The organism is Streptomyces sp. NPDC003393, from assembly GCF_053589015.1.
This window is the reverse complement of sequence record NZ_JBSFRB010000026.1, coordinates 55,177-79,783: the sequence shown is the minus strand read 5'-3', so window position 1 is coordinate 79,783 and position 24,607 is coordinate 55,177. Positions and strand designations below refer to the sequence as shown.

Sequence of the window (24,607 nt, the reverse complement as noted above, 5' to 3'; positions counted from 1 at the left end):
GTTCTCACCTGGCGGCGCGTCGGATGCGCCGGAGCAGCAGGAACCCGGCGAGCACCAGCACCGCGCCCGCGGCCGCCGGCCACAGCCGCGTACCGGTCTCGGCCAAGTTGCCCTGGACCGCCTGCGGTTCGGTGTGCGTGCCGCCGCCGGTACCGGAGGGGGCCGGGGCCGACTCAACTGCCGTGTCGTCACCGGACGCGCCGACACCGGACGCACCGTCATCGGAGGGGCGCGGCGCCTGGGTGGGGGCGCCGACGTCGCCTCCACGGCCCGCGTCGCTCTGCGGGGCTCCGCCGGCTGCGGTGCGCGCGGGGGTCGCCGAGGCGGTACGCGCGGGCGCGGGGCCCGTGGACGTGGTGCGCACGGGCGACGTGCGCGCCGGTGAAGGACTCGCGGAGGCGGTGCGCGAAGGCGTGGCGGTGCGCGAGGGCGTGGCGCTCGCGGGTGCGGGTACGGCCGCGCTCTGCGTGGCCGTGGGTGAGGTGGAGGCCTGGGGTTCCGCGGGGGGTCGGGTCTCCTGGGGCGGTGCGGGGGCGTGCGACGGCTCCTGGTCCCGCCCGGAGCCGCACCGTCGCCCGCTGTTGATGCAGTCGACCATCTCCCGCATGAGCCGGTCGTCGAAGACGTTGATGAAGTCGCCGTGGTCCGTGACCGGCTTGTGCAGCTGCTCGGGGAAGGAGTCCACGGCGAACAGCGGACTGGTGCGGCCACCGTCCTCGAGGCTCGGGGCGGCGACGTCGTAGACGATGCGCTGCACCAGTCGCGGAACGGCGCGGAAGCCGTCCGGGCAGCTGCCGTCGGCGCCGACGAAGGCCATGTGGGTGCGATGGTTGGCGCTGTCGATGTTCCGGCCGTCCCAGCAGCTCTGGAACCTGAAGGTGCGCACCACCTTGCTGCCGGCGGGACACAGTGGGTACTTGTCCTTCAGTTGGCGGTCCTCGAAGCCGGTGCAGGACCAGGAGGCGTTGGCGTTGGCGGGGCCGTTGACGAACGCCTTGGCGTCGCCGGTGATGATGCGCAGGAAGCGCGGCATGGCGGTGACCTTGCCACGCGGGTTCCCCTCGAAGGTCAGCGTCACCTGCTCGGGCGTGAGGATCCGTCCCGTGTTGCCCTCGATGCCGCCGCCGGGCGCGTCGGCGTCCCGTTCCCGGGTGCCGTCACGCAGTCGCAGGACGGGCCAGTAGTACGTCGACCTGTCTCCCTTGTCGGCGCAGCTGGTGTCGCCGGCGGCCAGGGTCTCGTTGCTCGCGAAGGCGTTGTTGGCCTGGTTCCCGACGTAGTCGTGGAAGTGGTGGGCGCCGTTGCCCACGCCGGGGGCGGCGATCACGTTGTCCGAGTTGAACAGGCCGTTCGCGTTCACCCCGCAGCTGGAGGTGAAACTGCCCCGCGAGGCGTCCGCCGACTCCCGGGGCGCGCTCCCTTCGGGCCGCACCTGGGTGATGTCCGCGTAGTCCGCGGCCACGGGACCGCTCTGTTCCCCGCTCCTGTCCCGCCCCTCGTTCTGGCCCACGGCCTGGTTCGGGTCCGGTTCGGTGGCCGAGGCGTAGACGTTGCCCACCATCAGGCCGCCGCCGCCCAGGATGAGTGCGATCGCGGCGAACGTGGCGCGTCGCGGGCCTGTGGGTCGTCTGCGCGAGGTGCGTCTCACGAAAGTGCTCCTGGACGTCGTCGTGGTCGGGCCGAGCATGGGGATCCCCCGGCCCCATACGGATGTGAGCCGCCGGGTGTTCAAACGTCCACGCGATTCACAGCAACCTCATGGGCGGCCCGCTGGTCCGCCGGGCGGGTGATGACGCCCCGGCAGCAGGGCCCAGAAGCGACAGAATTGGTGGCCGAGATCCCCGGACGCGCCGCCCGGGTTCTCCCACATACCGGCCCAAAACGTGTGTTATTCATCCATGCACTCACCTACGCGGCGCACCTTGCTCAGTGCCTCGATCTTGGCTGCCGGCCCGGGATTCCTGGGCGCCTGTACCGGGGCCGACTCCTCCTCGGAGTCGGGCCCGCGTTCGGGCACCACGCGGGCTGCGGAGTCGGACTCGGGCACCACCCGGCGCTTCGTCCCCAAGGGGCCCAAGGGGTACGTGAACCCGTCCGACCCCGAGGTCCTCGCCGCGGAGAAGAAGCGCGGTGGCGGACCGGTGCGCAGGTTCAGGCTGACCGCCGCCGAGGCACGGGTGGACCTGGGCGGGCGCACCCTGAGGACCTGGGCCTACGGGGACGACCTGCCCGGCAAGGAGGTCAGGGTCACCGCGGGGGACACTCTGGACCTCACGCTCGTCAATCACCTGCCCGTGGACACCACGCTGCACTCGCACGGCATTCGCCTGCGCTGCGACATGGACGGTGTGCCGGACCTGACCCAGGCGGGCATCAAGCCGGGCGCGGAGTTCTCGTACCGCTTCGCCGTGCAGCATCCGGGTACCTACTGGCTGCACTCGCATTCCGGCATGCAGCTCGACCGCGGCCTGTACGCGCCGCTGATCGTGGAGGATCCCAAGGAGCCGCTGACGTACGACAAGGAGTGGGTCGTCGTCCTGGACGACTGGGTGGACGGCGTGGACGGCTCCACCCCCGACGGTGTGCTGACCCAACTGCACCGCGGAAAGCGCCCGCCGATGGACATGGGCTCGGGCGGCACGTCCGGGCACGGCGGCTCCGCCGGCCACCACGCCGCGGCCCGGGGACCCGCGCGGGCCGGCTCGTCCGGTCCCTCCCGTGTGCTGCGCGACTCGCACAGCGACCTGCTGCACAGCATGGGCGGCAATGTCGGCTTCCCCTATTACCTGGTCAACGGCCGCCTCCCGCACGCCCCGACGGTGTTCCAGGCCAAGCCCGGGGACCGTGTCCGGCTGCGCATCATCAACGCCGGCGCCGACACCGCGTTCCGGGTGGCCCTGGGCGGCCACGAGATGACGATCACGCACACCGACGGCTACCCGGTCCAGCCCAGGACCACGGACGCCCTGCTGCTGGGCATGGCCGAGCGCTACGACGTCCTGGTCACCGCGAAGGACGGCGTGTTCCCGCTGGTCGCGCTGGCCGAGGGCAAGAAGGCCAGGGCCCTGGCGGTGCTGCGCACGGCCAAGACCGGGGCGCTGCCCGCGCCCTCAGTGAACCCCGCCGAGCTCCAGGGCCGTCTCGTGCCGGCCCAGCGCCTGGTGCCGGGCGACTCGGTGGCGTACGCCGACCGCAAGCCGGACCGAGAGATCCGGCTCAGGCTGACCGGCAACATGAAGGACTTCGACTGGAGCTTCGACCACAAGCCCTACTCGCCCGAGCAGCGCCACGCCGTCCGCCAGGACGAGCGGGTCAGGCTCACCGTCATCAACGCCACCAACATGTGGCACCCGATCCACCTGCACGGCCACACGTTCGCCATGACCGGCCTGGACGATGCCGGCGCCCGCAAGGACACGGCGATCGTGCTGCCGCATCGCAAACTGGTCTTCGACTTCTACGCCGACAACCCCGGTCTGTGGATGCTGCACTGCCACAATCAGTACCACTCCGAGTCCGGCATGATGACCGTCCTCGGCTACCACAAGTGACAGGCGCGGGACCGCGGGCCGCGTGGTCGGCGTCCCTCCCGAACCCCCGGCCGGGCCGCGCGGTCCGTCACCCTCTCGGCCCGCCCGGGCCGGCGCCCGGCCCGCCGCGCCTTCGATCCTGGGCCGGGGAACCCGACCGTCGTCCGAGGACGCCCGCCGGCCGGGTGGTCGCCGAGGACCTGGCCGCCGGAAGGACGGGGACGCCGATGAGGCTCGTCGTCGATCTCAACAAGTGCCAGGGCTACGCCCAGTGCGCGTTCCTCGCGCCGGACGTCTTCACCCTGCGCGGCGAGGAGGCGCTCGTCTACAGCCCCTGGGCCGGCGACGAGCATCGGGAGAAGGTGGCGCGGGCGGTCGCGGCCTGCCCGGTGCAGGCGATCACGGTCGACGGCCTCGACGAGCCGGGTGCGGGGTCCACCGGAGCCGTGCAGGGAGCGTCCGATGCCCGATGAGCAGTTCCACGAGTGGCTCAGACGCGAGGGGCGCATCGTCGTCGTGGGTGCCTCGCTGGCCGGACTGCGCGCCGCCGAGACGCTCCGTGCCGAGGGTTTCACCGGCTCACTGACCATGATCGGCGACGAGCCGTACCAGCCGTACGACCGTCCGCCGCTGTCCAAGGCGGTGCTGCTCGGCAAGGCGCCTCCGGAGTGCACCGAACTCCCCCGGCGCCGTGAGCTCGACGCCACCTGGCGCCTCGGCGTCGCCGCGACCGGCCTGGACCTGGCGGGCAAGCGGGTGCGGCTCGCGGATGGCGACGAGGTGCCGTACGACCGCCTGCTGATCGCGACCGGGGTGCGCGCCCGTCCGTGGCCGAAGGAGGAGGAGGCGCAGCTCGACGGGGTCTGTGTGCTGCGCACCCGGGACGACGCCGCCCGGCTGCACCGTCGGCTGAAGGCCGGGCCGCGCCGCGTGTTCGTCATCGGTGCGGGCTTCACCGGTTCGGAGATCGCGTCGGCCTGCCGGGACCGGGGCATCGCGGTCACCGTGGCCGAGCGGGCCGACGCTCCGCTGGTGGGCGCGCTCAGCGGGGTGATCGGCGCGGTGGCCGCGGAGCTCCACCGGGACAACGGGGTGGACCTGCGCACCGGTGTCATGGTGACCCGGCTGGAGGGAGACTCGGTGGGGCGGGTGCGGGCCGCTCATCTGTCCGACGGCAGCGTCGTCGAGACGGACGTCGTGGTCGTCGCGCTGGGCGCGACCCGCAACACCGACTGGCTGGCCGGCTCCGGTCTGGGCGCCGGGCCGCGCGGCGTCGCCTGCGACGCGGGCTGCCGGGCCTTCGACTTCCGGGGCATCGTCACCGACGACGTCTTCGTGGCCGGCGACGTGGCCCGCTCCCCGCATCCGCTGTTCGGCTACCAGTTCCTGTCGCTGGAGCACTGGGGCAACGCCGTGGCGCAGGCCGAGGTGGCCGCCCACAACATGATCAGCGCCAGTTCCGACCGGCTCCCGCACCTGTGGGTGCCCGCGTTCTGGTCCGCGCAGTTCGGGGTGAACATCAAGTCCGTCGGGGTGCCGTCCATGGGCACCGAGATCATGGTCACGCAGGGCTCGCTCGCCGAGCACCGGTTCGTCGGTGTCTACGGCTACCAGGGACGGATCATCGCCGCCGTGAGCTTCGACAACACGCGGTGGCTGGAGTTCTACGAGCGGCAGATCGAACGGGGTGCGCCGTTCCCGGTGGAGTACGCGACGGTGGACCGCCGGCCGGAGGGCCGCAAGCCGGTGCCGGCCGACTTCCCCGACCCGTCGCTGCCGACCCACGGCCCGACGGTGACGCTCAGCGGCTACTCCCCCGCCGACCGGCGCCTGGTCTTCACCCCGGCCCGCCACTGACCGAAGCGACCCGAGGACCTCCATGACACACGCCTCGCTCCTGCGCCGGATCACCGACTTCTCCAGCCGCGCCAACCCCTATCCCCTGTACGAGGAGCTGCGCCGGACGCCCGTGCTGCACGAGGAGGAGGGCGGCCCCTACGCCGTCAGTTCGTACTACGACATCCAGAGCCTGCTGCACGACCCGCGGATCAGCTCGGACGCCGCCCGTCTCTCCGCGCCGGGCGCCGACGAGCTGTCGAATCCGGAGGGCACGGGACTGCCGCCGAGCTTCATCCGGCTCGATCCGCCCGAGCACGACCGCCTGCGGCGCATCGCCAACAGCTCCTTCGGCCCGCCGCACCGGCCGCACCGGATCGACGCGATGCGCGGCGAGCTGCTCCGGATCGTCACCGAACTCGTCGACGGCCTCGGGGACACCCGCCGGATCGACCTCGTCGACCAGGTCGCCTACCCCTTCCCGGTGACCGTGATCTGCCGGCTGCTCGGGGTGCCGCGCGAGGACGAGCCGCGCTTTCGCTCCTGGGTCGACCCCATCGTCGCCGCGTTGGACCCGCAGAGCCGCGACGATCCCGAGGCGCCGGCGCAACGGGCCGGCCGGGAGGCGCAGCTCCAGCTGGGCATGTACCTGGCCGGCCTGGTCGAGCAGCGCACCCGGGAGCCGCGTGACGACATGCTGTCCGACCTCGTCGCCGGCCACGGCCCCGACGGGTCGATGTCGATGATGGAGGTGCTCAGCACGGCCGTCCTGCTGCTGATCGCCGGGCACGAGACGACCGTCAACCTCATCACCAACGGCATGCTCACCCTGCTGCGTCATCCCGAGCACCTGGAGCGGCTGCGGCAGGACCCCGGGCTGTCCGCCAGGATCGTCGAGGAGCTCCTGCGCTACGAGCCGCCGGTGCAGTTGCTGGCCCAGCGCACCTGCGTCACGGACATCGAGCTGCGCGGGGTGACGATCCCCAAGGGCGCGCGCATCTGGCTCGTCCTGGCGGCGGGCAACCGGGACCCGGAGCGGTTCAAGGATCCGGACGTGTTCGACCCGGACCGCCCCGACCTCCAGCACCTGGGTTTCGGCAGCGGCATCCACAGCTGCTTCGGGGCGCCGCTGGCCCGGGTGGAGACCCAGATCGCGCTGGCCGAGCTGGCCCGTCGGCTCGACAACCCGCGCCTGGTCGAGGATCCGCCGCCGTACCGGGAGAACGCGGTGCTGCGCGGCCCGCGCCATCTCCGGCTCGACATCGACGGCGTACGTCCCTGACGGCACGACCGGCACCTCCGTCCCTGCTCCGGCGGCGGCTTCGCCGAACCGCGCTCCGGCCGCCGGTCGCGCAGGGTCCAGCACCGATCGCCCCGAAGAATTTTCTGGACAATCGAGAAAAATCAGACAAAATGGTGTGACGTCCACCACGCGACCCGGAGGAGCCGCCCCCGCATGGCGTACGGAGCCCACCACAGCCCCACCCCGCCTCCCCGCCCCGACCTGAGCCTGGCTCGTGACTGCGACCAGTGCCTGGGCTGGGGAACCGTCATCACCCGCGACGGTCAGCATCAACTCTGCGACACCTGTCAGCCGGATCCCGGCGGCGACCCGCCGTTCGGTATCCCCCCACACCGGCCGTTCCCCGGATGACACCGCCCGTCCCCGGTGCGTCCGAGTGGTGCCGCAACCGCCACGGCCGTAGCGTCGTTACAGCAATCGGACGTCATCGGCCGGGAGCCAACATGCGCACACACACGGTGAGGACAGTCGTCACGCTCGCTGCCGCGGCACTGCTCGGCGCGGGCGGGACAACGGCCTTCGCCGCGCCCGCGGGGCAGCCGTCGGCGCCGGCGGGGCACGGAGGATCACCCGAGCCCGTGCTCGTCGACTGCTTCTGGAAACCGCAGGCGCGCCCGGACTCGTTCATCCTCGCCTGCGGCGACGCCAACAGTCGTCTGTCCTCGCTGCACTGGTCGACGTGGAACGGCAGGACCGCGGTGGCGCGGGGCGTCAACTTCGTCAACGACTGCAAGCCGTACTGCGCGAAGGGCACCTTCCACTCATATCCGGTCATCGTGCGGCTGGACCGCCCGGAGCCCTGGAAGAAGGACCCGAAGGTGGAGCACTACACCCGGATCAGTCTGGTCTTCACGGGCGCGCGGCCGGACGGGTACGACCGCGTGATGACCACACCGCTGTGGAACTGAGACCGTCGCGGCCTCCCGCCCGGTGGGACCGGCGTGACGTGGCCCGGGTGCCCGCGAAAGCGGGCGCCCGCGGGCCGTCAGCCGCCGATGATCTCGGTGAAGCGCCGGGTGTCGATGTTGCCTCCGGAGACGATGACACCGACCCTGCGGGGCAGCGGGTCGACCCGGTGCGCGAGCAACGCGGCGAGGGCGCTCGCACCGCTGGGCTCGACGACGATCTTCAGACGTTCGAAGGCGAACCGCATGGCCTCGCGGATGTCCTCGTCGCTCACCAGGCTGATCGCGTCCACCAGACGCCGGTTGAGCGAGAAGGTCAGCTCCCCGGGGATGTCGGCGGCCTGGCCGTCGGCGATGGTCCGGGGCACCGGTACTCCGACGCGCCGGCCGGCCGCGAGGGAACGCTTGGTGTCGTCGCCGGCCTCCGGTTCGACGCCGACGACCCGCAGGTCGGGCAGCAGGCCCTTGCCCGCCGTGGCGCTGCCCGCGATCAGCCCACCGCCGCCGACCGGAACGACGAGGGCGTCCAGTTCGCCGGCCTCCTCGATCAGTTCCAGGGCCGCGGTGCCCTGGCCCGCGATGACGTGCGGATGTTCGTAGGGCGGGATGAGCGCGAGTCCGCGCTCGGCCGCGAGCGCCTCCCCGATGGCGACGCGGTCGCCGCTGTAGCGGTCGTAGGTGACGATCTCCGCTCCGTAGCCCGCCGTCGCCTCCCGCTTGGAGCGCGGTGTGTCCTCCGGCATGACGATCACCGCGCTCGTGCCCAGCTCCCGGGCCGAAAGGGCCACGGCCTGGGCGTGGTTGCCGGAGGAGTACGCGGCGATCCCCCGGGCCAGCTGCCCCGCGGGCAGCCGGGACGCGGCGTTGTAGGCACCGCGGAACTTGAAGGCGCCGACCCGCTGGAAGTTCTCGCACTTGACGTGCACCTCCGCGCCGACCAGGGCGTCCAGGGCGCGCGAGCGCAGGACGGGGGTGCGGTGCGCCACGCCCTTGATCCGCTCGGCGGCGTCGCGGACGTCGTCCAGGGTGACGGACGCGGTCGCGGGCGGGGTGTCGGTCATGCGGGTGCTCCATCCTGGCCGGTGACGCTGCTCATCGCGTCATCCCAGCACTCCGCCCACCGGGCTGCCAACGATTTTCCCCGCTGTTTTGCCGCTCCCACGGATGGAACCCGAAGGACCCGTGAACACACCGGCAACCACCGCCACCGAGGGAGCGCCCGGTCATGCACTCGATCACCAAGGGCCTGCTGGCAGGCGCCGCGGGCACGCTCGCGCTGGACGTGGTGTCCTACGGCGACATATTGCTGCGCGGGCGGTCGGCCAGCGGGCTGCCCGCGCAGGTCGCGGACCGTCTGGCCGACCGCGCCCAGGTGCCGCTCGGGGAGGGCGAGGAGAAGGACAACCGCGCCCAGGCGGTCGGCGCGCTCCTGGGGTACGTCAACGGCGTCGGCACCGGTGTGGCGTACGGGCTGCTGCGACACCGTCGCCCGGCCCTGCCGACCGGGGCGGCCGGACCACTGCTCGCCGTCGCCGCCATGGCGGGCAGCATCGCCCCCGCCGCCGCGCTGGGACTGACCGATCCCACCTCTTGGGACCTGATCTCCTGGGTGTCCGACGTCGTACCGCACCTGGCGTACGGCCTGACGACCGCGGCGGCGTACCGGGCCATGGGCTGACCGGACAGGCCGGCGAGGCGGGAGCCACCCGCCGGTCGCACCACAGGGTGGAAACCGAACGAGGGCGAGAACGAGCCGTGACGCTGCGCATCGGGGTCGAGGAGGAGTTCCACCTGCTGGACGCTCACAGCGGGCTGCCGGTGCCGGACGCGCACGCCGTGCTCGACCGGCTGACCGGAGCCGGGTTCGCGCCCGAGTTCCAGAGCTGTGTGGTGGAGAGCAACAGCGGGGTGCACGAGTCACTGGAAGGCCTCCGCGCCGACCTGGCCGCGTCCCGGCGCCGGCTGGACGCGGCGGCCGCCCCGCTGGGTCTCGCGGCGGTGGCCGCCGGCACCGCGCCGCTGGCCCGGCTCGGTGCGCACGACGGCGTCACCGACCATCCCCGCTACCGGCACATGGCCGACGAGTACCGCCGGGTCGCCGAGGAACAGCTGATCTGCAGCGCGCAGGTGCACGTCGACGTTCCCGACCGGGACACGGCGGTGCGCGCCATGTGCCTGGTGTCGCCGTGGCTTCCGCCGCTGCTCGCGCTGTCGGCGAGTTCGCCGTTCTGGCTCGGCGGTGACACCGGCTACGCGAGTTGGCGGACGATGCTGTGGCAACGCTGGCCCACGGCCGGGCCGGCCGGGTGCTACTCCGGTGCCGCCGACTACGACGCGGCCCTGGAGGAGCTGATCGGCTCGGGCGTCATCACCGACCCCGGAATGGTCTACTACGACATACGGCCCTCCGCGCACCAGCGCACGCTGGAGCTTCGGATCTGCGACGCCTGTCCTCGGGTGGAGACGGTCGTCCTGGTGGCCGGGCTGTTCCGGGCCCTGGTGCACGACGCGTGCACACGACTGGCCCGACGGACCGGGCCCGCCTGTCCCGGACACCACGAGTGGCTGCGGGCCGCCGTCTGGCGAGCCGCCCGCTCCGGCCTCGAGGGCCCGCTGGTCGATCCGGCCACCCGTCGCGCGGTCCCCGCCCGCGAGGTGCTGGGCGGCCTCCCGGACCGGTTGCGCCCGGCGCTGGAGGCGTCCGGCGACTGGGAGGGCGTGCGCGAACTGATGGGCCGGGCACTGGCCGACGGCAGCGCCGCGTGCCGGTTGCGGCGGACCGCCGAGAGCGGTGGCCTGATCGCCGCGGTCCGTCTGCTGATCGCCGAGACACGGGGGGACACCGGCGCCGTGGCGCCCTCCGGCGCGGACGGCGAGCCGCCGCCGGCGCGGTTTCGGACGCGCGCCGGCCGGGCACCCGTGCCAGGCTCGTGAGCGGGGACAGGGTGAGAGCCGCACCCCTGGGTCGAGGAGGTCGGAGCATGTCCGAGGGCGACACGACGGCGGTGAGCGCGGCGGTCGGCGAGCCCGTGCCGCCGTCCGGGAACCTGCTGTTCGGGCCGCAGCCGAACGTGGCGGGGGCGGCCGGATATCCCGACGCCCCGCCGCGGGTGGGATTCTTCACCGACACGTCCGTGTGCATCGGCTGCAAGGCGTGCGAGGTGGCGTGCAAGGAGTGGAACGCCGTGCCGGAGGACGGCCTGGAACTCACGGGCATGTCCTACGACAACACGCAGGGGCTGGGCGCGGACACCTGGCGGCACGTGGCGTTCGTCGAACAGCGCCTGCCCGGGACCGGTGGCGAACCCGGCGGCGGGCACGGCGGCTTCGACGCGTTCGAGGCCGCCCGCAACCTCGGCACTCCCCCCGACGACTCCCCCGGCGGGACCATCTCGCCGGTGTCCCCCGACGGGCGGACGGAGTTGCGCTGGCTGATGTCCTCCGACGTCTGCAAGCACTGCACGCACGCGGGCTGCCTGGACGTGTGCCCCACCGGGGCGCTGTTCCGCACCGAGTTCGGCACGGTGGTGGTCCAGGCCGACGTGTGCAACGGCTGCGGGTACTGCGTGCCCGCCTGCCCGTACGGCGTCATCGACCAGCGCAAGGAGGACGGCCGGGTCTGGAAGTGCACGCTGTGCTACGACCGGCTCGGGGCCGGCATGGAGCCGGCCTGCGCCAAGTCGTGCCCCACCGAGTCCATCCAGTTCGGCCCGCTGGAGGAGCTGCGCGGCCGGGCGGCGGCCCGGGTGGCGCAGTTGCACGCGGCCGGCGTCACCGAGGCCCGGCTGTACGGTGAGAGCCCCGACGACGGGGTCGGCGGCGACGGCGCGTTCTTCCTGCTGCTCGACGAGCCCGAGGTGTACGGCCTGCCGCCGGATCCGGTGGTCACCACCCGGGACCTGCCCGCCATGTGGCGGCACGCGGCGACGGCGGCCGTCTCGCTCGCCGCGCTGGGTGTCGCGAGTTTCGCCGGGAGGCGGCGATGAGCGAATCGGACGTGACCCGTGGGGGCGTGCGAGGAGCGCGGCCCGGCCGGGAGGCCGTGACGGGCGCTCAGGACGCCGGGCGCTCGCGGCGCGGCCGCCGTCGCCGGGGCCGCGGTGAGCAGCCGGTGGTCCCCGAGGCGCGGTTCTCGTCGTACTACGGCAGACCGATCATCAACAAGCCGACGTGGCAGGCGCTCGACATCGCCGGCTATCTCTTCCTCGGGGGTCTGGCGGGCGCGTCGTCGCTGCTGGCGGCCGGCGGGCAGGCCACCGGGCGGCCGGGCCTGGCGCGGGTGGCGAAGCTGGGGGCGGCGGGCGCCATCAGCGGGTCGCTGGTCGCGCTCGTGCACGACCTGGGCCGGCCCGCCCGGTTCCTCAACATGCTCCGCGTGTTCAAGCCCACGTCGCCGATGAGCGTGGGCTCGTGGCTGCTGGCCGGGTACGCGCCTCTGACGATGGCGGCCGCCGCCGCCGACGTCACGGGCCGTGGACGTGCCGCCGGCGCGGGCGCCACGGCCGGCGCCGCCTGCCTGGGCCCAGCGGTCGCCACCTACACCGCCGTCCTGCTCTCCGACACCGCCGTGCCCTCCTGGCACGAGGGCTACCGCGAGCTTCCGTTCGTCTTCGCGGGCTCCGCGTCGAGTGCGGCGGCCGGACTGGCGCTGGCCTGCGCACCGGCCGGGCAGACGGTTCCGGCGCGCCGCATGGCGGTGCTCGGCGCCGCGCTGGAGCTGGGCGCGTTCCGCCTGATGAAGCACCGGATGGGGCTGGTCGCGGAGCCGTTCGAGCAGGGCACGCCGCACCGGCTGCTGCGGGCCGCCGAGGCGCTGACGGCGGGCGGCGCCGCGCTGGCGGCGTACACGGGAACGGGCCGCCGGTGGGGCCGGGCGTCCGCGGTGGCGGCCGGGGCGGCACTGCTGACCGGTTCGGCCGCGCTGCGGTTCGCGGTGTTCCACGCGGGGGTGGCCTCCGCCGAGGATCCCCGCTACACGGTCGTACCGCAGCGTGAGCGGTTGCGGGCCCGCGGGGGCTGACGGCGCGGCCCCCGGCCGGCGGACGGGCGAATGCACCGGCGAAGCGGTCGCCGCCCGGATGCCGCGGTGGTCCGGCTGCGGAAGAATGAGCAGCCGAGGCGACGGCCGGCGCGCGGCGCCACCGTGGAGCGCACGAGAAGGATCCCGAACAGGACGCGAAGAACAGGACCCGAGCAGTACGCGAAGGGCTGACGTGATGGGTGTACGTACCTGGATCGACTCCTGGCCGGTCTACCGCCAGCTGACGGGCACCGACCCACTGGGGCGCGGCGCCGCGGCCAAGAGCGGGCCGAGCGCGCGGCTGACGCCCAGGGTGGCCACCGCGGACCGGGTGGTGAAGTCCATCTGCCCGTTCTGCGCGGTGGGCTGCGGCCAGAACGTGTACGTCGAGAAAGGGCGGGTCACGCAGATCGAGGGCGACCCGGACTCTCCCGTCTCCCGTGGCAGGCTGTGCCCCAAGGGCGCGGCCAGTCTCCAGCTGACCACGGGCGGCGCGCGGGAGCACCACGTCCTGTACCGGCCGCCGTACGGCACCGAGTGGGAGCGTCTCGACCTGGACACGGCGATGGACATGATCGCCGACCGGGTGATCGAGGCCCGCCGCGCGGGCTGGGAGTGGGAGGTCGACGGCAACCGCACCCGGCGCACCATGGGCATCGCGAGCCTCGGCGGGGCGACGCTGGACAACGAGGAGAACTACCTCATCAAGAAGCTGTTCACCGCCCTGGGCGCGATCCAGATCGAGAACCAGGCGCGTGTTTGACACTCCTCCACCGTTCCCGGTCTGGGAACCTCGTTCGGCCGCGGCGGCGCGACCACCTTCCAGCAGGACCTGCAGAACTCGGACTGCATCGTCATCCAGGGCTCGAACATGGCCGAGTGCCATCCGGTCGGGTTCCAGTGGGTGATGGAGGCCAAGGCCCGCGGGGCGAAGGTGATCCATGTCGATCCGCGGTTCACCCGGACCAGCGCGCTGGCCGATCTGCACGTGCCGCTGCGCGCGGGCTCGGACATCGCCTTCCTCGGCGGGATCATCAACCACGTCCTGAGCACGGGCACGTACTTCCGCGACTACGTGGTGGCCTACACCAACGGCCCGGTCGTGCTGCGGGAGGACTTCCGGGGCACCGAGGACCTGGACGGCGTGTTCTCCGGCCTGGACGCCGCGAACCGCACCTACGACAACACCAGCTGGCAGTACGAGGGCACGGAGGTGCAGGCGGCCTCCGGGGCACGCGACCAGGAGTACGACAAGCGCGCCGGCGAGCGCAGTTCGGTGAGCGAGGCCGGACGCGGCGAGGCCCACGGCTCGGGCGGTGCCGTCATCGGCGAGGGCGAGATCGAACGCGACGAGACGATGACGCATCCCCGGTGCGTGTTCCAGGTGCTCAAGCGGCACTACGCCCGGTACACCCCCGAGATGGTGGAGCGGATCTGCGGGGTGCCGCAGGACCTGTTCCGCCGGGTGTGCGAGCTGGTCACGGAGAACTCCGGGCGCGAACGGACCACCGCGTTCGCCTACGCGGTCGGCTGGACGCAGCACACCGTGGGCGTGCAGTACATCCGTGCGGCGGCCGTGCTGCAGAGCCTGCTCGGCAACATCGGCCGCCCGGGCGGCGGCATCCTGGCCCTGCGCGGCCACGCGTCCATCCAGGGCTCGACGGACATCCCGACCCTGTTCAACCTGCTGCCCGGGTACATCCCGATGCCGCACGCGCACCGGAACGAGGACCTGGACGCCTTCGTCCAGGCCGAGGCGGCCCACAAGGGCTACTGGGGCAACATGCGCGCGTACCTCGTCAGCCTGCTCAAGGCGTACTGGGGAGACGCGGCGACGGCGGAGAACGACTTCTGCTTCGACTACCTGCCGCGGCTGACCGGCTCGCACTCCACCTACGAGACGGTGCTGGCCCAGGTGGAAGGGGTGTGCAAGGGCTACTTCCTGATGGGCGAGAACCCGGCGGTCGGCTCCGCCAACGCGCGCATGCAGCGGCTCGGCATGGCCAACCTGGACTGGCTCGTCGTGCGCGACTTCTCCCTCATCGAGTCGGCCACCTGGTGGAAGGACGGCCCCGAGATCGAAAGCGGGGAGCTGCGCACCGAGGACATCGGCACCGAGGTGTTCTTCCTGCCGGCCGCCGCGCACACCGAGAAGGACGGCAGCTTCACCAGCACCCAGCGGCTGCTCCAGTGGCACCACCAGGCCGTCGAACCCCCGGGAGAGGCACGCAGCGACCTGTGGTTCACCTACCACCTCGGCCGGCTCGTGCGGAAGAAGCTCGCGGGTTCCGCCGACCCCATGGACCGGCCGGTGCTCGACCTGACCTGGGACTACCCCACCAAGGGCACGCTCGCCGAACCGGACGCGGAGGCGGTGCTGGCCGAGATCAACGGCCATGACGCGGAGGGCGCGCCGCTGGCGTCGTACGAGCAGCTCGAACCCGACGGCTCCACGGCGTGCGGCTGCTGGATCTACTGCGGTGTCCGTGCCGACGGGGTCAACCAGGCCGCCCGCCGCAAACCCGGCAGGGAGCAGAACTGGGTGGCGAACGAATGGGGCTGGGCGTGGCCCGCCAACCGCCGCATCCTGTACAACCGGGCCTCGGCGGACCCGGGCGGCAGGCCGTGGAGCGCGCGCAAGGCGCTGGTGTGGTGGGACGAGGCGAAGGGTGAGTGGACGGGCCACGACATCGCCGACTTCACGAAGGACAAGGCGCCCGGCCACCTGCCGCCTGAGGACGCGACGGGCCCCGAGGCGCTGTCGGGCACCGACCCGTTCGTGATGCAGGCCGACGGCAAGGCCTGGCTGTACGTGCCCTCCGGACTCACCGACGGCCCCCTGCCGGCCCATTACGAGCCGCAGGAGTCGCCCTTCCCGAACCTGCTGTACGAGCAGCAGCGCAATCCGGTACGGCAGGTGATGCCCTCGCTGCCGGACAACCGCTACCAGCCCAGCGGCGGCGAGCCCGGCACGGAGGTGTTCCCGTACGTGGCCACCACCTACCGGCTCACCGAGCACCACACGGCGGGCGGCATGTCGCGCTGGCTGCCGTATCTGTCGGAGCTCCAGCCGGAGTTCTTCTGCGAGGTGTCCCCGGAGCTCGCCGCGGAGCGCGGCCTGGAGCACACCGGCTGGGCGACGATCGTCAGCGCCCGGGGTGTGATCGAGGCGCGGGTGCTGGTCACCGACCGGGTGCCGCCGCTGACCGTGCACGGCCGCACCCTGCACCAGGTGGGGCTGCCCTACCACTGGGGGCCGAGCGGCTACAGCACGGGCGACGCCGCCAACGAACTGGTGCATCTGTCGCTCGACCCCAACACGCACATCCAGGAGACCAAGGCCTTCGCGGTCGACGTCCGTCCGGGGCGCCGGCCACGCGGCCCGGCCGCACGGGAACTGGTGCGCGCCTACCAGGCGCGGGCCGGTATCGACGACCGCACGGGTACCGAACCCTGACCGGGCGGCACGCGCGGGGCCGTCCCGGGGACCGCCTCGCGCGGGGCTCGTCCGAGGCTCATCCGAGGACGACCGAGTGGGCGCCGCGCGGCACGAGTTCGCCGATCACCGGGGCGCCGGGGATCTCGCCCGCGACGAGCAGCCCCCCGGAGGTCTGGGCGTCCGCCAGCAGCAGGCGGGTGTCGGCGTCCGTGTCGCCGAAGTCGGTGAACGGGGCCACCCAGGCGAGGTTGCGCCGGGTGCCGCCGCTGACGTAGCCGTCGCGCACGGCCTGCCGGGCCCCGTCGAGCAGGGGCACGGCGGCGGCGTCGAGGACCGCGCTCACGCCGGAGGCCCGGGCCAGTTTGTGCAGATGACCGAGGAGGCCGAAGCCCGTCACGTCGGTCGCGCAGGTGGCGCCCCGGGCGAGCGCGGCCTCGGCCGCGTCCCGGTTGAGGGCCACCATGGCGGCCACCGCCTGCTCGAACCGCTCCCCGGTGGCCTTGTGACGGTTGTTCAGCACGCCCAGACCGAGCGGCTTGGTCAGCGACAGGGGCATACCGGGCCGGCCGGCGTCGTTGCGCAGCAGCCGTGCCGGGTCGGCGAGCCCGGTGACGGCCATGCCGTACTTGGGTTCCGGGTCGTCCACGCTGTGCCCGCCGCCGACGTGGCAGCCGGCCTCGGCCGCGATGTCCAGCCCGCCGCGCAGCACCTCGCGGGCCAGCTCGAACGGCAGCCGGTCACGGGGCCAGGCCAGCAGGTTCACGGCCAGGACCGGCCGGCCGCCCATGGCGTACACGTCGGACAGCGCGTTGGCCGCGGCGATGCGTCCCCAGTCGTAGGGATCGTCGACGACCGGTGTGAAGAAGTCGGCGGTCGACACCACCGCCTGCGCGGCGGCCCCATCGTGTGCGGGCAGGGAGACCACGGCCGCGTCGTCGCCGGTGGCCAGCCCCACCAGCAGCGGAGTCCCACCGGGGGCCGGTGGCGCGGCCGCCAGGCCGCCGAGCACGTCCTCCAGCTCGCCGGGCGGGATCTTGCAGGCGCAGCCGCCGCCGTGGGCGAACTGCGTGAGTCGTACGGTCGTTGCGGGGGTGGCGGTCATGCCGGGTCCTTCCGGTAGCCTGACGGGCGGTGGAGGCGTGTGGGTGCCTGGTGGCCCTCCCGGTCTTCAAAACCGAGGTGTCCGAGGATCTCGGGCAGGCGGGTTCGATTCCCGTCCGCCTCCGTTGCTCCGCCCCGTTCCGGTCGTCCGGTGCGTCCGGTCCGTCCGGCATCGTCTGCGCTGGTCGTCGACGCGTTCCGTGAGCCCTGCGGCATCGAGGAACTCCAGCAGCGGCACGGCGACCCTGCGGGTGGTGTCGAGCGCCGTGCGGGCCTGGCTGAGCGTGAAGGGCTGCGGCAGCCGGCTCAGCACCTCGGCGGCCCGGGTGTCCGCCCCCGGCAGCAGGACGACGGTGTCGGAGATGCGCAGCAGCGCGCCCGCGCGGACGGCGGCGGCAACCGTTTGGCGGGTGAGCCCGAGTTCGGTGAGCCGGCCGGCCTCCGGCGCGCGGAAGGGCGTCTTCTCCAGCTCCTGCCGTACGGCGTCGACGGCGGCGCGGACGGGTCCGGGCAGGTCGGGGCACGCGCCGCCGGGCCCGTACAACCGCCCCTGACGGCACAGCAGTCCGGTGCCGCCCGGGGTCTGGGCGAGGGCGTCGACCAGGGCCCGGTCGGGCAGGTCGAGCAGCCGCCGGGCGGCCTCGAACGGCAGGCCCGGCTCCATGGGGTGCTCGCGCGCATGGCGCTCGACCTCCTCGGCGAGGCGCTCACGCAGCCGGGTCCAGTGCTCCGGGTCGGCCAGCCAGTCGCCGGCGACGGGCTCGCCGGACGCGGGCACGCCCATCGCCAGCAGGTCCGAGCGGCGTACGAGCCCCCGGCGCCGCAGCTCCGCCGCGCCGTCGGGACGGCCGGTCAACGCCGCCAGCTGCGCCGCCCTGGCCCGGCCCGCGCCGCGCCGGGTCAGGCGCGGCGGGCGCACGTCGAGCACCACGACGGCCGAAGGCATGCGTCCGCCGCCCGGTTCGCGCAGCACCGCGCGGTCCCCGACGCGCAGCGGCAGCCGGCGCGCCATGGTCAGTCTGGCGGTGTCGTCTCCCAGCGGACGGACCGTCACGGGGACCGCCGCGGTGCCGATGTGCAGGGTGACCGTGCGGGGCAGTTCGCCCGCGGGCTCGCCGGTGACACGGACGTCGATCAGGTCGGTGCGCAGCCAGCGGTCCGGGGTCAGCAGCACCTGGCCGCGCCCGAGTTCACCGTCCCGGTCGCCGTGCACGTTGACCGCCACGCGCGCCACCCCGCTGACGGTGGTCCGCTGCTGTTTCAGGCACTGGAGAGCGCGCACCCGCAGCACCGCCGAGCCGTCCCCGGTCGCCAGCCGGTCACCGACGCGCAGGGTGCCGGCGCCCAGCGTGCCCGTCACGACGGTGCCGTGGCCGCGTACCGTGAAGGCCCGGTCCAGCCAGAGCCGTACGTCGGCGTCGGCGGACGGCACGGGCAGCGTGCGGGCGACCCGGGTCAGCTCGGTGCGCAGGCCGTCCAGTCCGGCGCCGGTCACCGCGCTCACCGCGACCGACGGAACGCGCCCCAGCGACGTCGCGGCCAACCGCCGCAGCGCCTCGGCGCGCACCGGTTCCGGGTCGGCGAGATCGCTGCGGGTCACGGCGAGGACGGCGTGCCGTACGCCGAGGGCGTCGAGGATCGCCAGGTGCTCCTGCGACTGGGGCTGCCACCCCTGGTCGGCGGCGACCACGAACAGCACGGCGGGCACCGGCCCGACCCCGGCCAGCATGGTGGCCACGAACCTCTCGTGCCCGGGGACGTCCACGAAGGCCAGGTGCTCGCCGTCCGCGTCCGGGCCGGTCCAGACGAAGCCGAGATCCAGGGTGAGTCCGCGGCGGCGTTCCTCCGCGTGACGGTCGGGTTCCATCCCGGTCAGCGCCCGCACCAGGGCGGACTTGCCGTGGTCGACGTGGCCGGCGGTGGCCAGGACCCGCATGGCGCCCCCCTAGCCTTCCACCGCCGCGGCCGCGTCCCGTACGGCCTCGGCCAGCCGGTCGTCGTCCTGTGGCGCCACCGCCCGCAGGTCCAGCAGGCACCGCCCGGACTCCAGACGGCCGACCACGGGGACACGGCCGGTGCGCAGCGCGGAGCCGTACGGCTCCGGCAGGGACAGCGCGGCGCTGGCCAGGGTCACGCCGGGTGCGCCCCCGCCGCCGACCGTGGCGGTGCTGGTGACCGCCCGTACGTCCAGACCGGCGGCGCTCAGCGGGGCGGCGAGGCGTTCGGCGCGGCGCAGCAGCTCCCGCGGGTCGGCGGTCAGGGCCTCGGCGGTGGGGGTCGCGGGGCCGGTGAGGGTCGCCTCCAGCGCGGCCAGGGTGAGCTTGTCCACGCGCAGGGCGCGGGCCAGGGGGTGCCGGGCCAGGGCGTGGACGATGTCCTCGTCGCCGAGGAGCAGTCCGCACTGGGGTCCCCCGAGCAGTTTGTCCCCGCTGGCGGTCACCAGCGACGCGCCCGCCTTCAACTGGGTCTCGGCGTCGGGTTCGTCGGGCAGCAGCGGATGCGGGGCGAGCAGGCCGGAGCCGATGTCGACGACGACGGGCACGCCCAGTGCGGCCAGTTCGCGGGTGCCGGCGGCGCGGGTGAAGCCGGTGACGCGGAAGTTGGAGGGGTGGACCTTCAGGACGAAGGCGGTCTGCGGGCCGATCGCGTCGGCGTAGTCCTCGGCGTTCGTACGGTTGGTGGTCCCGACCTCGCGCAGCCGGGCGCCGGTGGACACCAGCAGGTCGGGCAGCCGGAAGCCGTCCCCGATCTCCACCATCTCCCCCCGGCTGATGACGATCTCCCGGCCGGCGGCCAGAGCGGTGGCGGCGAGGGCCAGGGCGGCGGCGCCGTTGTTGACGACGTGGGCCGCGGCGGCGGACGGCAGGCGGGCGCGCAGCGCGCCGAGGGCGGAACGGCCCCGGCGGGCCCGGACACCGGTCGGCAGGTCCAGTTCGACGTCGGTGGGTCCGGCGGCGTCCAGCACCGCGCGCCGAGCGGCCGCCGACAGCGGTGCCCGGCCGAGGTTGGTGTGCAGCAGCACTCCGGTGGCGTTGATGACCGGGCGCAGCCCGCAGGCCGTGGGCGGCAGCAGCGCCACCGCCGTGTCCGCGACCTCCTCGGGCCGGATGGTGCCACCGCGGGCCTGCTGCTGGGCCCGCCGGACGGCGGCCTTCACCGGTGCCGGCCCGAGGCGCGCCACCGCCGCCGCCAGGCGCGGGTCGCGCAGGACGGCGTCGGTGCGCGGGATCCGCCGGCGCGGGTCGGAGCCCTCCGTCCCGCGCTGTCCGGTCCCGCCGCGGTCGGTCCCGCGCCGCTCCGGCTTGTTGCGCCCGGTCTCGCGCCGCTCGCTCTCGTGCTGCCTCGACTCGCTCTGCTCCGCGACCCGCTGGTCCACGCAGCCCCTCCGTTCCTGGCCCGGCCTGATGGCGGTGCGGGTACCCCGCCCATCGTCTCCCGGTCCCGGCGACCGCTCCCATGACACGCCGGGCGTGTCCGCGGCGTCCGCGCGACACGCCGGAGGCGGTCGTCCGGGCCGTGGGGGCCGGGGCGGTGGTCAGCCGGTGCACACGGTCAGGTGCTCAGGAGGCGGTTGAAGAAGGACCGGTAGCGCTGGAGCGCCCTGCGCAGGTCCTCCGTGTCCACTCTCTCCCCCTGGCTCCACTGGCTCTCCAGATCCTGCTTGTGCCGGGCGAAGGTGGCGGCCAGGGTCTGCATGACGTCCGCGACGAGGGTGTCGGCGGAGTGCACCGCCTCGCGCGGGTCGTCCACGAACGTGCTCTGGACCGCGCGCCACCGGTCCCGGAAGCCCTGTTCCTCGTCCGGGGCCAGCAGCCGGGCCGTGATCTCCTCGGAGGCGGCCGGCTCCGGCTGGGCAGGGGTCGTGCCGGCGGTGGTGCCCGCCTCCCGGCCGGTGTCCGCGCCGGTCGCGGGCCGATCGGTCGGCTCGGGTCGTACGGCGCGTTCGGCTCGCTCGTCCCCCTCGGCGCGTCCGGCCCCCGCGGACCGCTCGGGTCGCTCGGGCTGCTCGGACCGCTCGGGCCGTTCCACGACGGGGCGCCGTGTCGTCGGCCCGCCCGTGCTCTCACCGGGATAGACCGGGGTTCCGGCCGCGCCCGTCTCCTGTGCGAGGTCCTCGGTGGACAGGCCGCGGCCGAAGCGGCTCGGATTCTCGTTGCTGTGCATGGCGTTCCGTTCCTCCCTGCCGGGACGGGCGGGGCAGACGGGTTCTCAGGAGGGGGCGGTTCGGGCACGGCCCCCGTCGGAGATCAGCTCGTCGAAGAGCGTCCGGTAGTGGACCATGGCGCCCCTGAGTTGCTCGGTCGTGGCCTTGCTGCTGGTGCTCAGCGCTTGGACCTCGTGGGCGGCGCGGTAGTGCTCGAGCGTGCGGCCGTGCTCCACCGAGAGGTCCGCGGCCTGCTGCTCGAAGCCTTCCGTCGGGTAGCCGCGCTCGTGCATCAGCGAGGTCACCAGCCGGTCGGCGTCGTGCACCGCGTCCTCGGGCCGGTCCACGAATTCTTGCTGCACGTTGCTCCACTCGCGTGCGTAGCGGTCCCGTGAGTCGGCCGGCAGCGGCTTGATGTCCAGCGCGTCGTGCCGCTTTTCGCGGGCCCTGAGCTCACGCTCGCCGGCCCGCCTGTTCTCGGCGTCCCCGACGGTCCGTTCGTACTCGGGGCCGAAGCGCTCACGAAGACGACGGCGCCTGGTCAGCAGGGCGATCGCCATCGCGATCAGGGCGAGCACGACGACGATCGGGATGATGATGGCGAGAAGGGTTCCCGTGGACATATACGCACCCCCTTGGGCATTGGTCCGTCTGCCCCCCGCCGGCCGCATCATGCGCGGGGTCGCCGCATCGCCCATCGGGCGGGCCGTGGCCGCGCGCGTGGACGCACCGTCACCGGTGCGTGCCTCACCGTCGCGTACTCGGGCCAGGACAAAGGGTGTTGCCGATCCGCCGGGGCTCCCTCCCGAGATGCCGACGGGCCGAGGGGCGGCTAGCGTCGGAAGGTGAGAGCCGCAAACGGGGGCATTCCCGTCCGGCGTGGTCTCCACCACGGGGGCCGTTGCCGCGACCCTCGCCCGTGCCATCCGGCGCGGGTGGGACGCGGCGGCGTCGCGCACGGAGACGTGCTTCTGACCTACGGCGGCCACACCTCAGACCGCGCCGCACTTCTCATCCATCCGGCCGGCGCGGCCATCATCCTCGTGCTGTTTCCTTGCGCGAGACGATGGAAGGAAAGGTAAAACCCATGCGAGCACAGCGCGTTAAGCGTCTCATCGCCATGTCCGCGGCCGGCATCGTCATGGCAGGCGGCGCCGCGATCGGCGCAGCGGGGACCGCTTCGGCTCACGACTCGGGCTATGACCACTCCGGTTACAGCTGGAACAACGACGACGACTGGTGGGGCGGAGACCACGGCGGCTACGGCGGCCACCACGGCTACAACGGCGGTGGGGACCACGGCGACCACGGCGGCTACGGCGACCACGGCGGGTACGGCGGCCACCACGGTTACAACGGCGGTGGCCACGGCGACCACGGTGGCGACCACGGTGACCACGGCGGCTACGACAGGTACTGAGGCCCCTGGTCCGAGCACCGGGCCTCCGGCCCGCTGACGCCGAGCCTCCAACCCACTCGGTCAACTACAGCCGCGGTGTGCGGTCCGGTGAGGATCGCACACCGCGGTACGTTCTGTTCCCGTCCGCGTGCGGCGGCTCAGCCGCCGGCGTGCTCCACGCGCATCGCACCTGGTCCTCCAGCCGCCGCAGGCTGTCGTCGAGGGCTTCCAGGGCGGTCCGCTCGCCCGGGTCGTGCCTGTCCTCGAGGAACGACAGGTGGACGGTCACCTCGCTGGCGCCGCCGCCGATGCCGGAGACCTGCAGCCAGCCCGCGTAGCTGCCCTGCTCGCGGGTCCCCCACTCGATCCGCATCTGCTCGCGCTCGGCGCGTATCAGGGCCGGGGTGTCCTGGTCGGTGTGATCCTCGTGCACGGTGACGGCGGGCGGCTCCTCGACGCGCACGTGCAGGTCGCCCGGCAGCCAGGAGTCGAGCCGGCCGACGTTGGCAGCCTGATCGAACACCTGCTCGGGCTGGGCGGGCATCGTGCGGGAACGTTCGTACTCGGACATCACGGCACCGTTCCTCTGCTGCTCGGGGGTCGTACCAGGAACGCGTGCCCCTTCTGCCGCGGCCGAAAAGGCCGCCGCCGGACGGCTCGGGCACCGGATGCGGGCTTCGGCGCGCTACGGCGGCGCGGTCCGCAGCGCGGACAGGACCGCCCAGACGACCGACACGAACGGGACGGCGACGACCGCGCCGATCACACCGGCGACGATGCTGCCGGCGATGACGGACACGGCGACGACGACCGGGTGCAGGCGGACCGCCCAGCTCATCACCAGGGGATGCAGGACGTGCCCCTCGAGCTGGCCGATGACGACGATGAGCAGCAGCACGGCCAGCGCCGTGATCGGGCCGCGTCCGGCCAGGGCGACCACCGTGGCCACGCCCAGCGCGACCGGCGAACCCACCAGCGGTACGAACGTGGCGAAGAACTCCAGCAGCGTCAGCGGCAGGGCGAGCGGCACGCGCAGCAGGACCAGGGCGACGCCGACCAGTACGGCGTTGGTGGCGGCCACGATGATGATGCCGCGCGTGTACCCGGCGAAGGCACGCCAGGCGGCGTGCCCGGCCCGGTCCCACACCGGCCGGGCGCCCGCGGGCAGCAGCGCGTCGCTCGCCCAGCGCCACAGCCGTTCTCCCGAGTGGATGAAGAACACGGACGTGAACAGCGCGAGCGCACCGGCGGTGACCAGCTCGACGATCCGGCCCAGGCCGCTGAGCGCGCTGTTGAGCAGGCTCGCCCGGTGCGCGGCCAGATAGTCCAGGAGCTGGTCCTGGAGGGCGGTGAGCCTTCCGGGGCTGATCCGGAAGGGGGGACCCTGGACCCACCGCTCGATCCGGTGGATGCCACCGCGCAGCTCCTCGGTCAGCTGGGCCCACTCCCCCGCGACCGCCTCGCCCACGAAGGCGAGCAGGGCGGACACGACCAACACGCTTCCGACCAGTACCGCGGCGACGCACAACGGCCGTGGCAGCAGCCGGTTCAGCAGGTCGGCCAGGGGGCGCAGGACGGAGGTGACGACGAGCGCGATGAAGAGGGCCACCGCGACGAGCTGGAAGCGGACGAGGATCGTGAAGACGCCGTAGACGACGACGCCGACGAGGATGAGCCGCCAGGCGTAGGCGGCGGCGACGCGCAGCCAGGGCACGGTGCGCTCGGCCCGGGGATGCTCGGCGGACAGGGCCGGGGGGCCGGAGCGGGAGGGCGGCGGCAGCCGTACGGAGTGGGCCGGCCGGCTGCCCAGCACCACCCTGCCGGCCCTGTCCGGCCCGCCCGCCCGGCGCCCGCGGCGCCGCCCGGACGCCGGACCGCCCGGTTCCGTCACCGCGCCTCCCGTTGCCGCCCGACGGTCACGTCCACAGCA

General features: G+C 73.5%; 18 protein-coding genes, 1 tRNA gene and 2 pseudogenes. 12 read left to right on the top strand and 9 right to left on the bottom strand.

The annotated features are described in order from the left end of the window. Nucleotides 1–4 precede the first annotated feature (4 nt). A complete protein-coding gene (locus ACWDUZ_RS23965) occupies nucleotides 5–1,648 on the bottom strand; it encodes a DUF1996 domain-containing protein (protein WP_451633835.1) in 1,644 nt (547 codons plus the stop codon). Between the two features lie 250 nt (nucleotides 1,649–1,898). Here ACWDUZ_RS23965 and ACWDUZ_RS23960 point away from each other — a divergent pair, with 250 nt between their 5' ends. The 5 genes from ACWDUZ_RS23960 to ACWDUZ_RS23940 all read left to right on the top strand — a co-directional run bounded on the left by ACWDUZ_RS23960 (nucleotide 1,899) and on the right by ACWDUZ_RS23940 (nucleotide 7,577). Beyond that, complete coding sequence (locus ACWDUZ_RS23960) at nucleotides 1,899–3,551, top strand: multicopper oxidase family protein (RefSeq protein WP_451633834.1); 1,653 nt, start codon at nucleotides 1,899–1,901, stop codon at nucleotides 3,549–3,551. A gap of 206 nt (nucleotides 3,552–3,757) precedes the next feature. Then, entirely contained in the window at nucleotides 3,758–4,003 is a 246-nt protein-coding gene (locus tag ACWDUZ_RS23955; protein ID WP_451633833.1) for a ferredoxin, read from the top strand. Beyond that, complete coding sequence (locus ACWDUZ_RS23950; protein WP_451633832.1) at nucleotides 3,993–5,387, top strand: NAD(P)/FAD-dependent oxidoreductase; 1,395 nt, start codon at nucleotides 3,993–3,995, stop codon at nucleotides 5,385–5,387. Before ACWDUZ_RS23955 ends, ACWDUZ_RS23950 begins: the two co-directional genes overlap by 11 nt. A gap of 22 nt (nucleotides 5,388–5,409) precedes the next feature. Further along, entirely contained in the window at nucleotides 5,410–6,648 is a 1,239-nt protein-coding gene (locus tag ACWDUZ_RS23945) for a cytochrome P450 (RefSeq protein ID WP_451633831.1), read from the top strand. A 464-nt stretch (nucleotides 6,649–7,112) separates the two neighbouring features. Next, nucleotides 7,113–7,577 carry a hypothetical protein gene (locus ACWDUZ_RS23940; RefSeq protein ID WP_451633830.1) on the top strand — a complete coding sequence of 155 codons (465 nt, stop codon included), beginning with the start codon at nucleotides 7,113–7,115 and terminating at the stop codon, nucleotides 7,575–7,577. A gap of 77 nt (nucleotides 7,578–7,654) precedes the next feature. Here the strand turns inward: ACWDUZ_RS23940 and ACWDUZ_RS23935 are convergent, their stop codons facing one another. Continuing rightward, a complete protein-coding gene (locus tag ACWDUZ_RS23935; RefSeq protein ID WP_451633829.1) occupies nucleotides 7,655–8,635 on the bottom strand; it encodes a pyridoxal-phosphate dependent enzyme in 981 nt (326 codons plus the stop codon). A gap of 164 nt (nucleotides 8,636–8,799) precedes the next feature. Between ACWDUZ_RS23935 and ACWDUZ_RS23930 the strand changes: the two genes are divergently transcribed. The 5 genes from ACWDUZ_RS23930 (at nucleotide 8,800) to fdh (ending at nucleotide 16,051) form a co-directional block, all read left to right on the top strand. After that, the gene (locus ACWDUZ_RS23930) at nucleotides 8,800–9,252 is read left to right on the top strand and encodes a hypothetical protein (protein ID WP_451633828.1); all 453 of its coding nucleotides are present in this window, start codon (nucleotides 8,800–8,802) and stop codon (nucleotides 9,250–9,252) included. A gap of 77 nt (nucleotides 9,253–9,329) precedes the next feature. Continuing rightward, a complete protein-coding gene (locus ACWDUZ_RS23925; protein ID WP_451633827.1) occupies nucleotides 9,330–10,508 on the top strand; it encodes a carboxylate-amine ligase in 1,179 nt (392 codons plus the stop codon). A gap of 47 nt (nucleotides 10,509–10,555) precedes the next feature. After that, nucleotides 10,556–11,560: a 4Fe-4S dicluster domain-containing protein gene (locus ACWDUZ_RS23920; RefSeq protein ID WP_451633826.1), complete on the top strand. Its 1,005-nt coding sequence runs from the start codon at nucleotides 10,556–10,558 to the stop codon at nucleotides 11,558–11,560. Continuing rightward, complete coding sequence (nrfD, locus tag ACWDUZ_RS23915; protein WP_451633825.1) at nucleotides 11,557–12,594, top strand: NrfD/PsrC family molybdoenzyme membrane anchor subunit; 1,038 nt, start codon at nucleotides 11,557–11,559, stop codon at nucleotides 12,592–12,594. Before ACWDUZ_RS23920 ends, nrfD begins: the two co-directional genes overlap by 4 nt. 196 nt (nucleotides 12,595–12,790) lie before the next feature. Beyond that, on the top strand, nucleotides 12,791–16,051 hold the full coding sequence (fdh, locus tag ACWDUZ_RS23910; RefSeq protein ID WP_451633824.1) for a formate dehydrogenase: 3,261 nt from the start codon (nucleotides 12,791–12,793) through the stop codon (nucleotides 16,049–16,051). Nucleotides 16,052–16,109: 58 nt separating this feature from the next. Here fdh and selD read toward each other — a convergent pair whose 3' ends face one another. Continuing rightward, complete coding sequence (selD, locus tag ACWDUZ_RS23905) at nucleotides 16,110–17,135, bottom strand: selenide, water dikinase SelD (RefSeq protein WP_451633823.1); 1,026 nt, start codon at nucleotides 17,133–17,135, stop codon at nucleotides 16,110–16,112. Nucleotides 17,136–17,166: 31 nt separating this feature from the next. Here selD and ACWDUZ_RS23900 point away from each other — a divergent pair. Next, nucleotides 17,167–17,259 (top strand) — tRNA-Sec (locus ACWDUZ_RS23900). A 110-nt stretch (nucleotides 17,260–17,369) separates the two neighbouring features. Here ACWDUZ_RS23900 and ACWDUZ_RS23895 read toward each other — a convergent pair. From ACWDUZ_RS23895 to ACWDUZ_RS23880, 4 genes and pseudogenes are all read right to left on the bottom strand, one after another. Next, a pseudogene (locus ACWDUZ_RS23895) lies at nucleotides 17,370–19,070 on the bottom strand (GTP-binding protein); the annotation flags it as partial. 9 nt (nucleotides 19,071–19,079) lie between these two features. Then, nucleotides 19,080–20,363: an L-seryl-tRNA(Sec) selenium transferase gene (gene selA, locus ACWDUZ_RS23890; protein ID WP_451633862.1), complete on the bottom strand. Its 1,284-nt coding sequence runs from the start codon at nucleotides 20,361–20,363 to the stop codon at nucleotides 19,080–19,082. A gap of 323 nt (nucleotides 20,364–20,686) precedes the next feature. Then, nucleotides 20,687–21,298, bottom strand: a complete 612-nt coding sequence (locus ACWDUZ_RS23885; protein WP_451633822.1) for a hypothetical protein — start codon at nucleotides 21,296–21,298, stop codon at nucleotides 20,687–20,689. A 45-nt stretch (nucleotides 21,299–21,343) separates the two neighbouring features. After that, a complete protein-coding gene (locus ACWDUZ_RS23880; protein WP_451633821.1) occupies nucleotides 21,344–21,901 on the bottom strand; it encodes a hypothetical protein in 558 nt (185 codons plus the stop codon). Nucleotides 21,902–22,365: 464 nt separating this feature from the next. Between ACWDUZ_RS23880 and ACWDUZ_RS23875 the strand changes: the two genes are divergently transcribed. Beyond that, complete coding sequence (locus tag ACWDUZ_RS23875) at nucleotides 22,366–22,698, top strand: hypothetical protein (RefSeq protein ID WP_451633820.1); 333 nt, start codon at nucleotides 22,366–22,368, stop codon at nucleotides 22,696–22,698. 137 nt (nucleotides 22,699–22,835) lie between these two features. On the opposite strand, the pseudogene ACWDUZ_RS23870 reads toward ACWDUZ_RS23875, so the two are convergent. Then, nucleotides 22,836–23,248, bottom strand: a pseudogene (locus tag ACWDUZ_RS23870) (SRPBCC family protein). Nucleotides 23,249–23,362: 114 nt separating this feature from the next. Continuing rightward, nucleotides 23,363–24,568: an AI-2E family transporter gene (locus ACWDUZ_RS23865; RefSeq protein WP_451633819.1), complete on the bottom strand. Its 1,206-nt coding sequence runs from the start codon at nucleotides 24,566–24,568 to the stop codon at nucleotides 23,363–23,365. Nucleotides 24,569–24,607 lie beyond the last annotated feature (39 nt).

What these genes read in the sequence shown, in the direction of transcription:
- ACWDUZ_RS23960 (WP_451633834.1), top strand. Translation starts at nt 1,899, where the DNA reads ATGCACTCACCTACGCGGCGCACCTTGCTCAGTGCCTCGATCTTGGCT.
- ACWDUZ_RS23955 (WP_451633833.1), top strand. Translation starts at nt 3,758, where the DNA reads ATGAGGCTCGTCGTCGATCTCAACAAGTGCCAGGGCTACGCCCAGTGC.
- ACWDUZ_RS23950 (WP_451633832.1), top strand. Translation starts at nt 3,993, where the DNA reads ATGCCCGATGAGCAGTTCCACGAGTGGCTCAGACGCGAGGGGCGCATC.
- ACWDUZ_RS23945 (WP_451633831.1), top strand. Translation starts at nt 5,410, where the DNA reads ATGACACACGCCTCGCTCCTGCGCCGGATCACCGACTTCTCCAGCCGC.
- ACWDUZ_RS23940 (WP_451633830.1), top strand. Translation starts at nt 7,113, where the DNA reads ATGCGCACACACACGGTGAGGACAGTCGTCACGCTCGCTGCCGCGGCA.
- ACWDUZ_RS23935 (WP_451633829.1), bottom strand. Translation starts at nt 8,635, where the DNA reads ATGACCGACACCCCGCCCGCGACCGCGTCCGTCACCCTGGACGACGTC.
- ACWDUZ_RS23930 (WP_451633828.1), top strand. Translation starts at nt 8,800, where the DNA reads ATGCACTCGATCACCAAGGGCCTGCTGGCAGGCGCCGCGGGCACGCTC.
- ACWDUZ_RS23920 (WP_451633826.1), top strand. Translation starts at nt 10,556, where the DNA reads ATGTCCGAGGGCGACACGACGGCGGTGAGCGCGGCGGTCGGCGAGCCC.
- nrfD (WP_451633825.1), top strand. Translation starts at nt 11,557, where the DNA reads ATGAGCGAATCGGACGTGACCCGTGGGGGCGTGCGAGGAGCGCGGCCC.
- selD (WP_451633823.1), bottom strand. Translation starts at nt 17,135, where the DNA reads ATGACCGCCACCCCCGCAACGACCGTACGACTCACGCAGTTCGCCCAC.
- ACWDUZ_RS23885 (WP_451633822.1), bottom strand. Translation starts at nt 21,298, where the DNA reads ATGCACAGCAACGAGAATCCGAGCCGCTTCGGCCGCGGCCTGTCCACC.
- ACWDUZ_RS23880 (WP_451633821.1), bottom strand. Translation starts at nt 21,901, where the DNA reads ATGTCCACGGGAACCCTTCTCGCCATCATCATCCCGATCGTCGTCGTG.
- ACWDUZ_RS23875 (WP_451633820.1), top strand. Translation starts at nt 22,366, where the DNA reads ATGCGAGCACAGCGCGTTAAGCGTCTCATCGCCATGTCCGCGGCCGGC.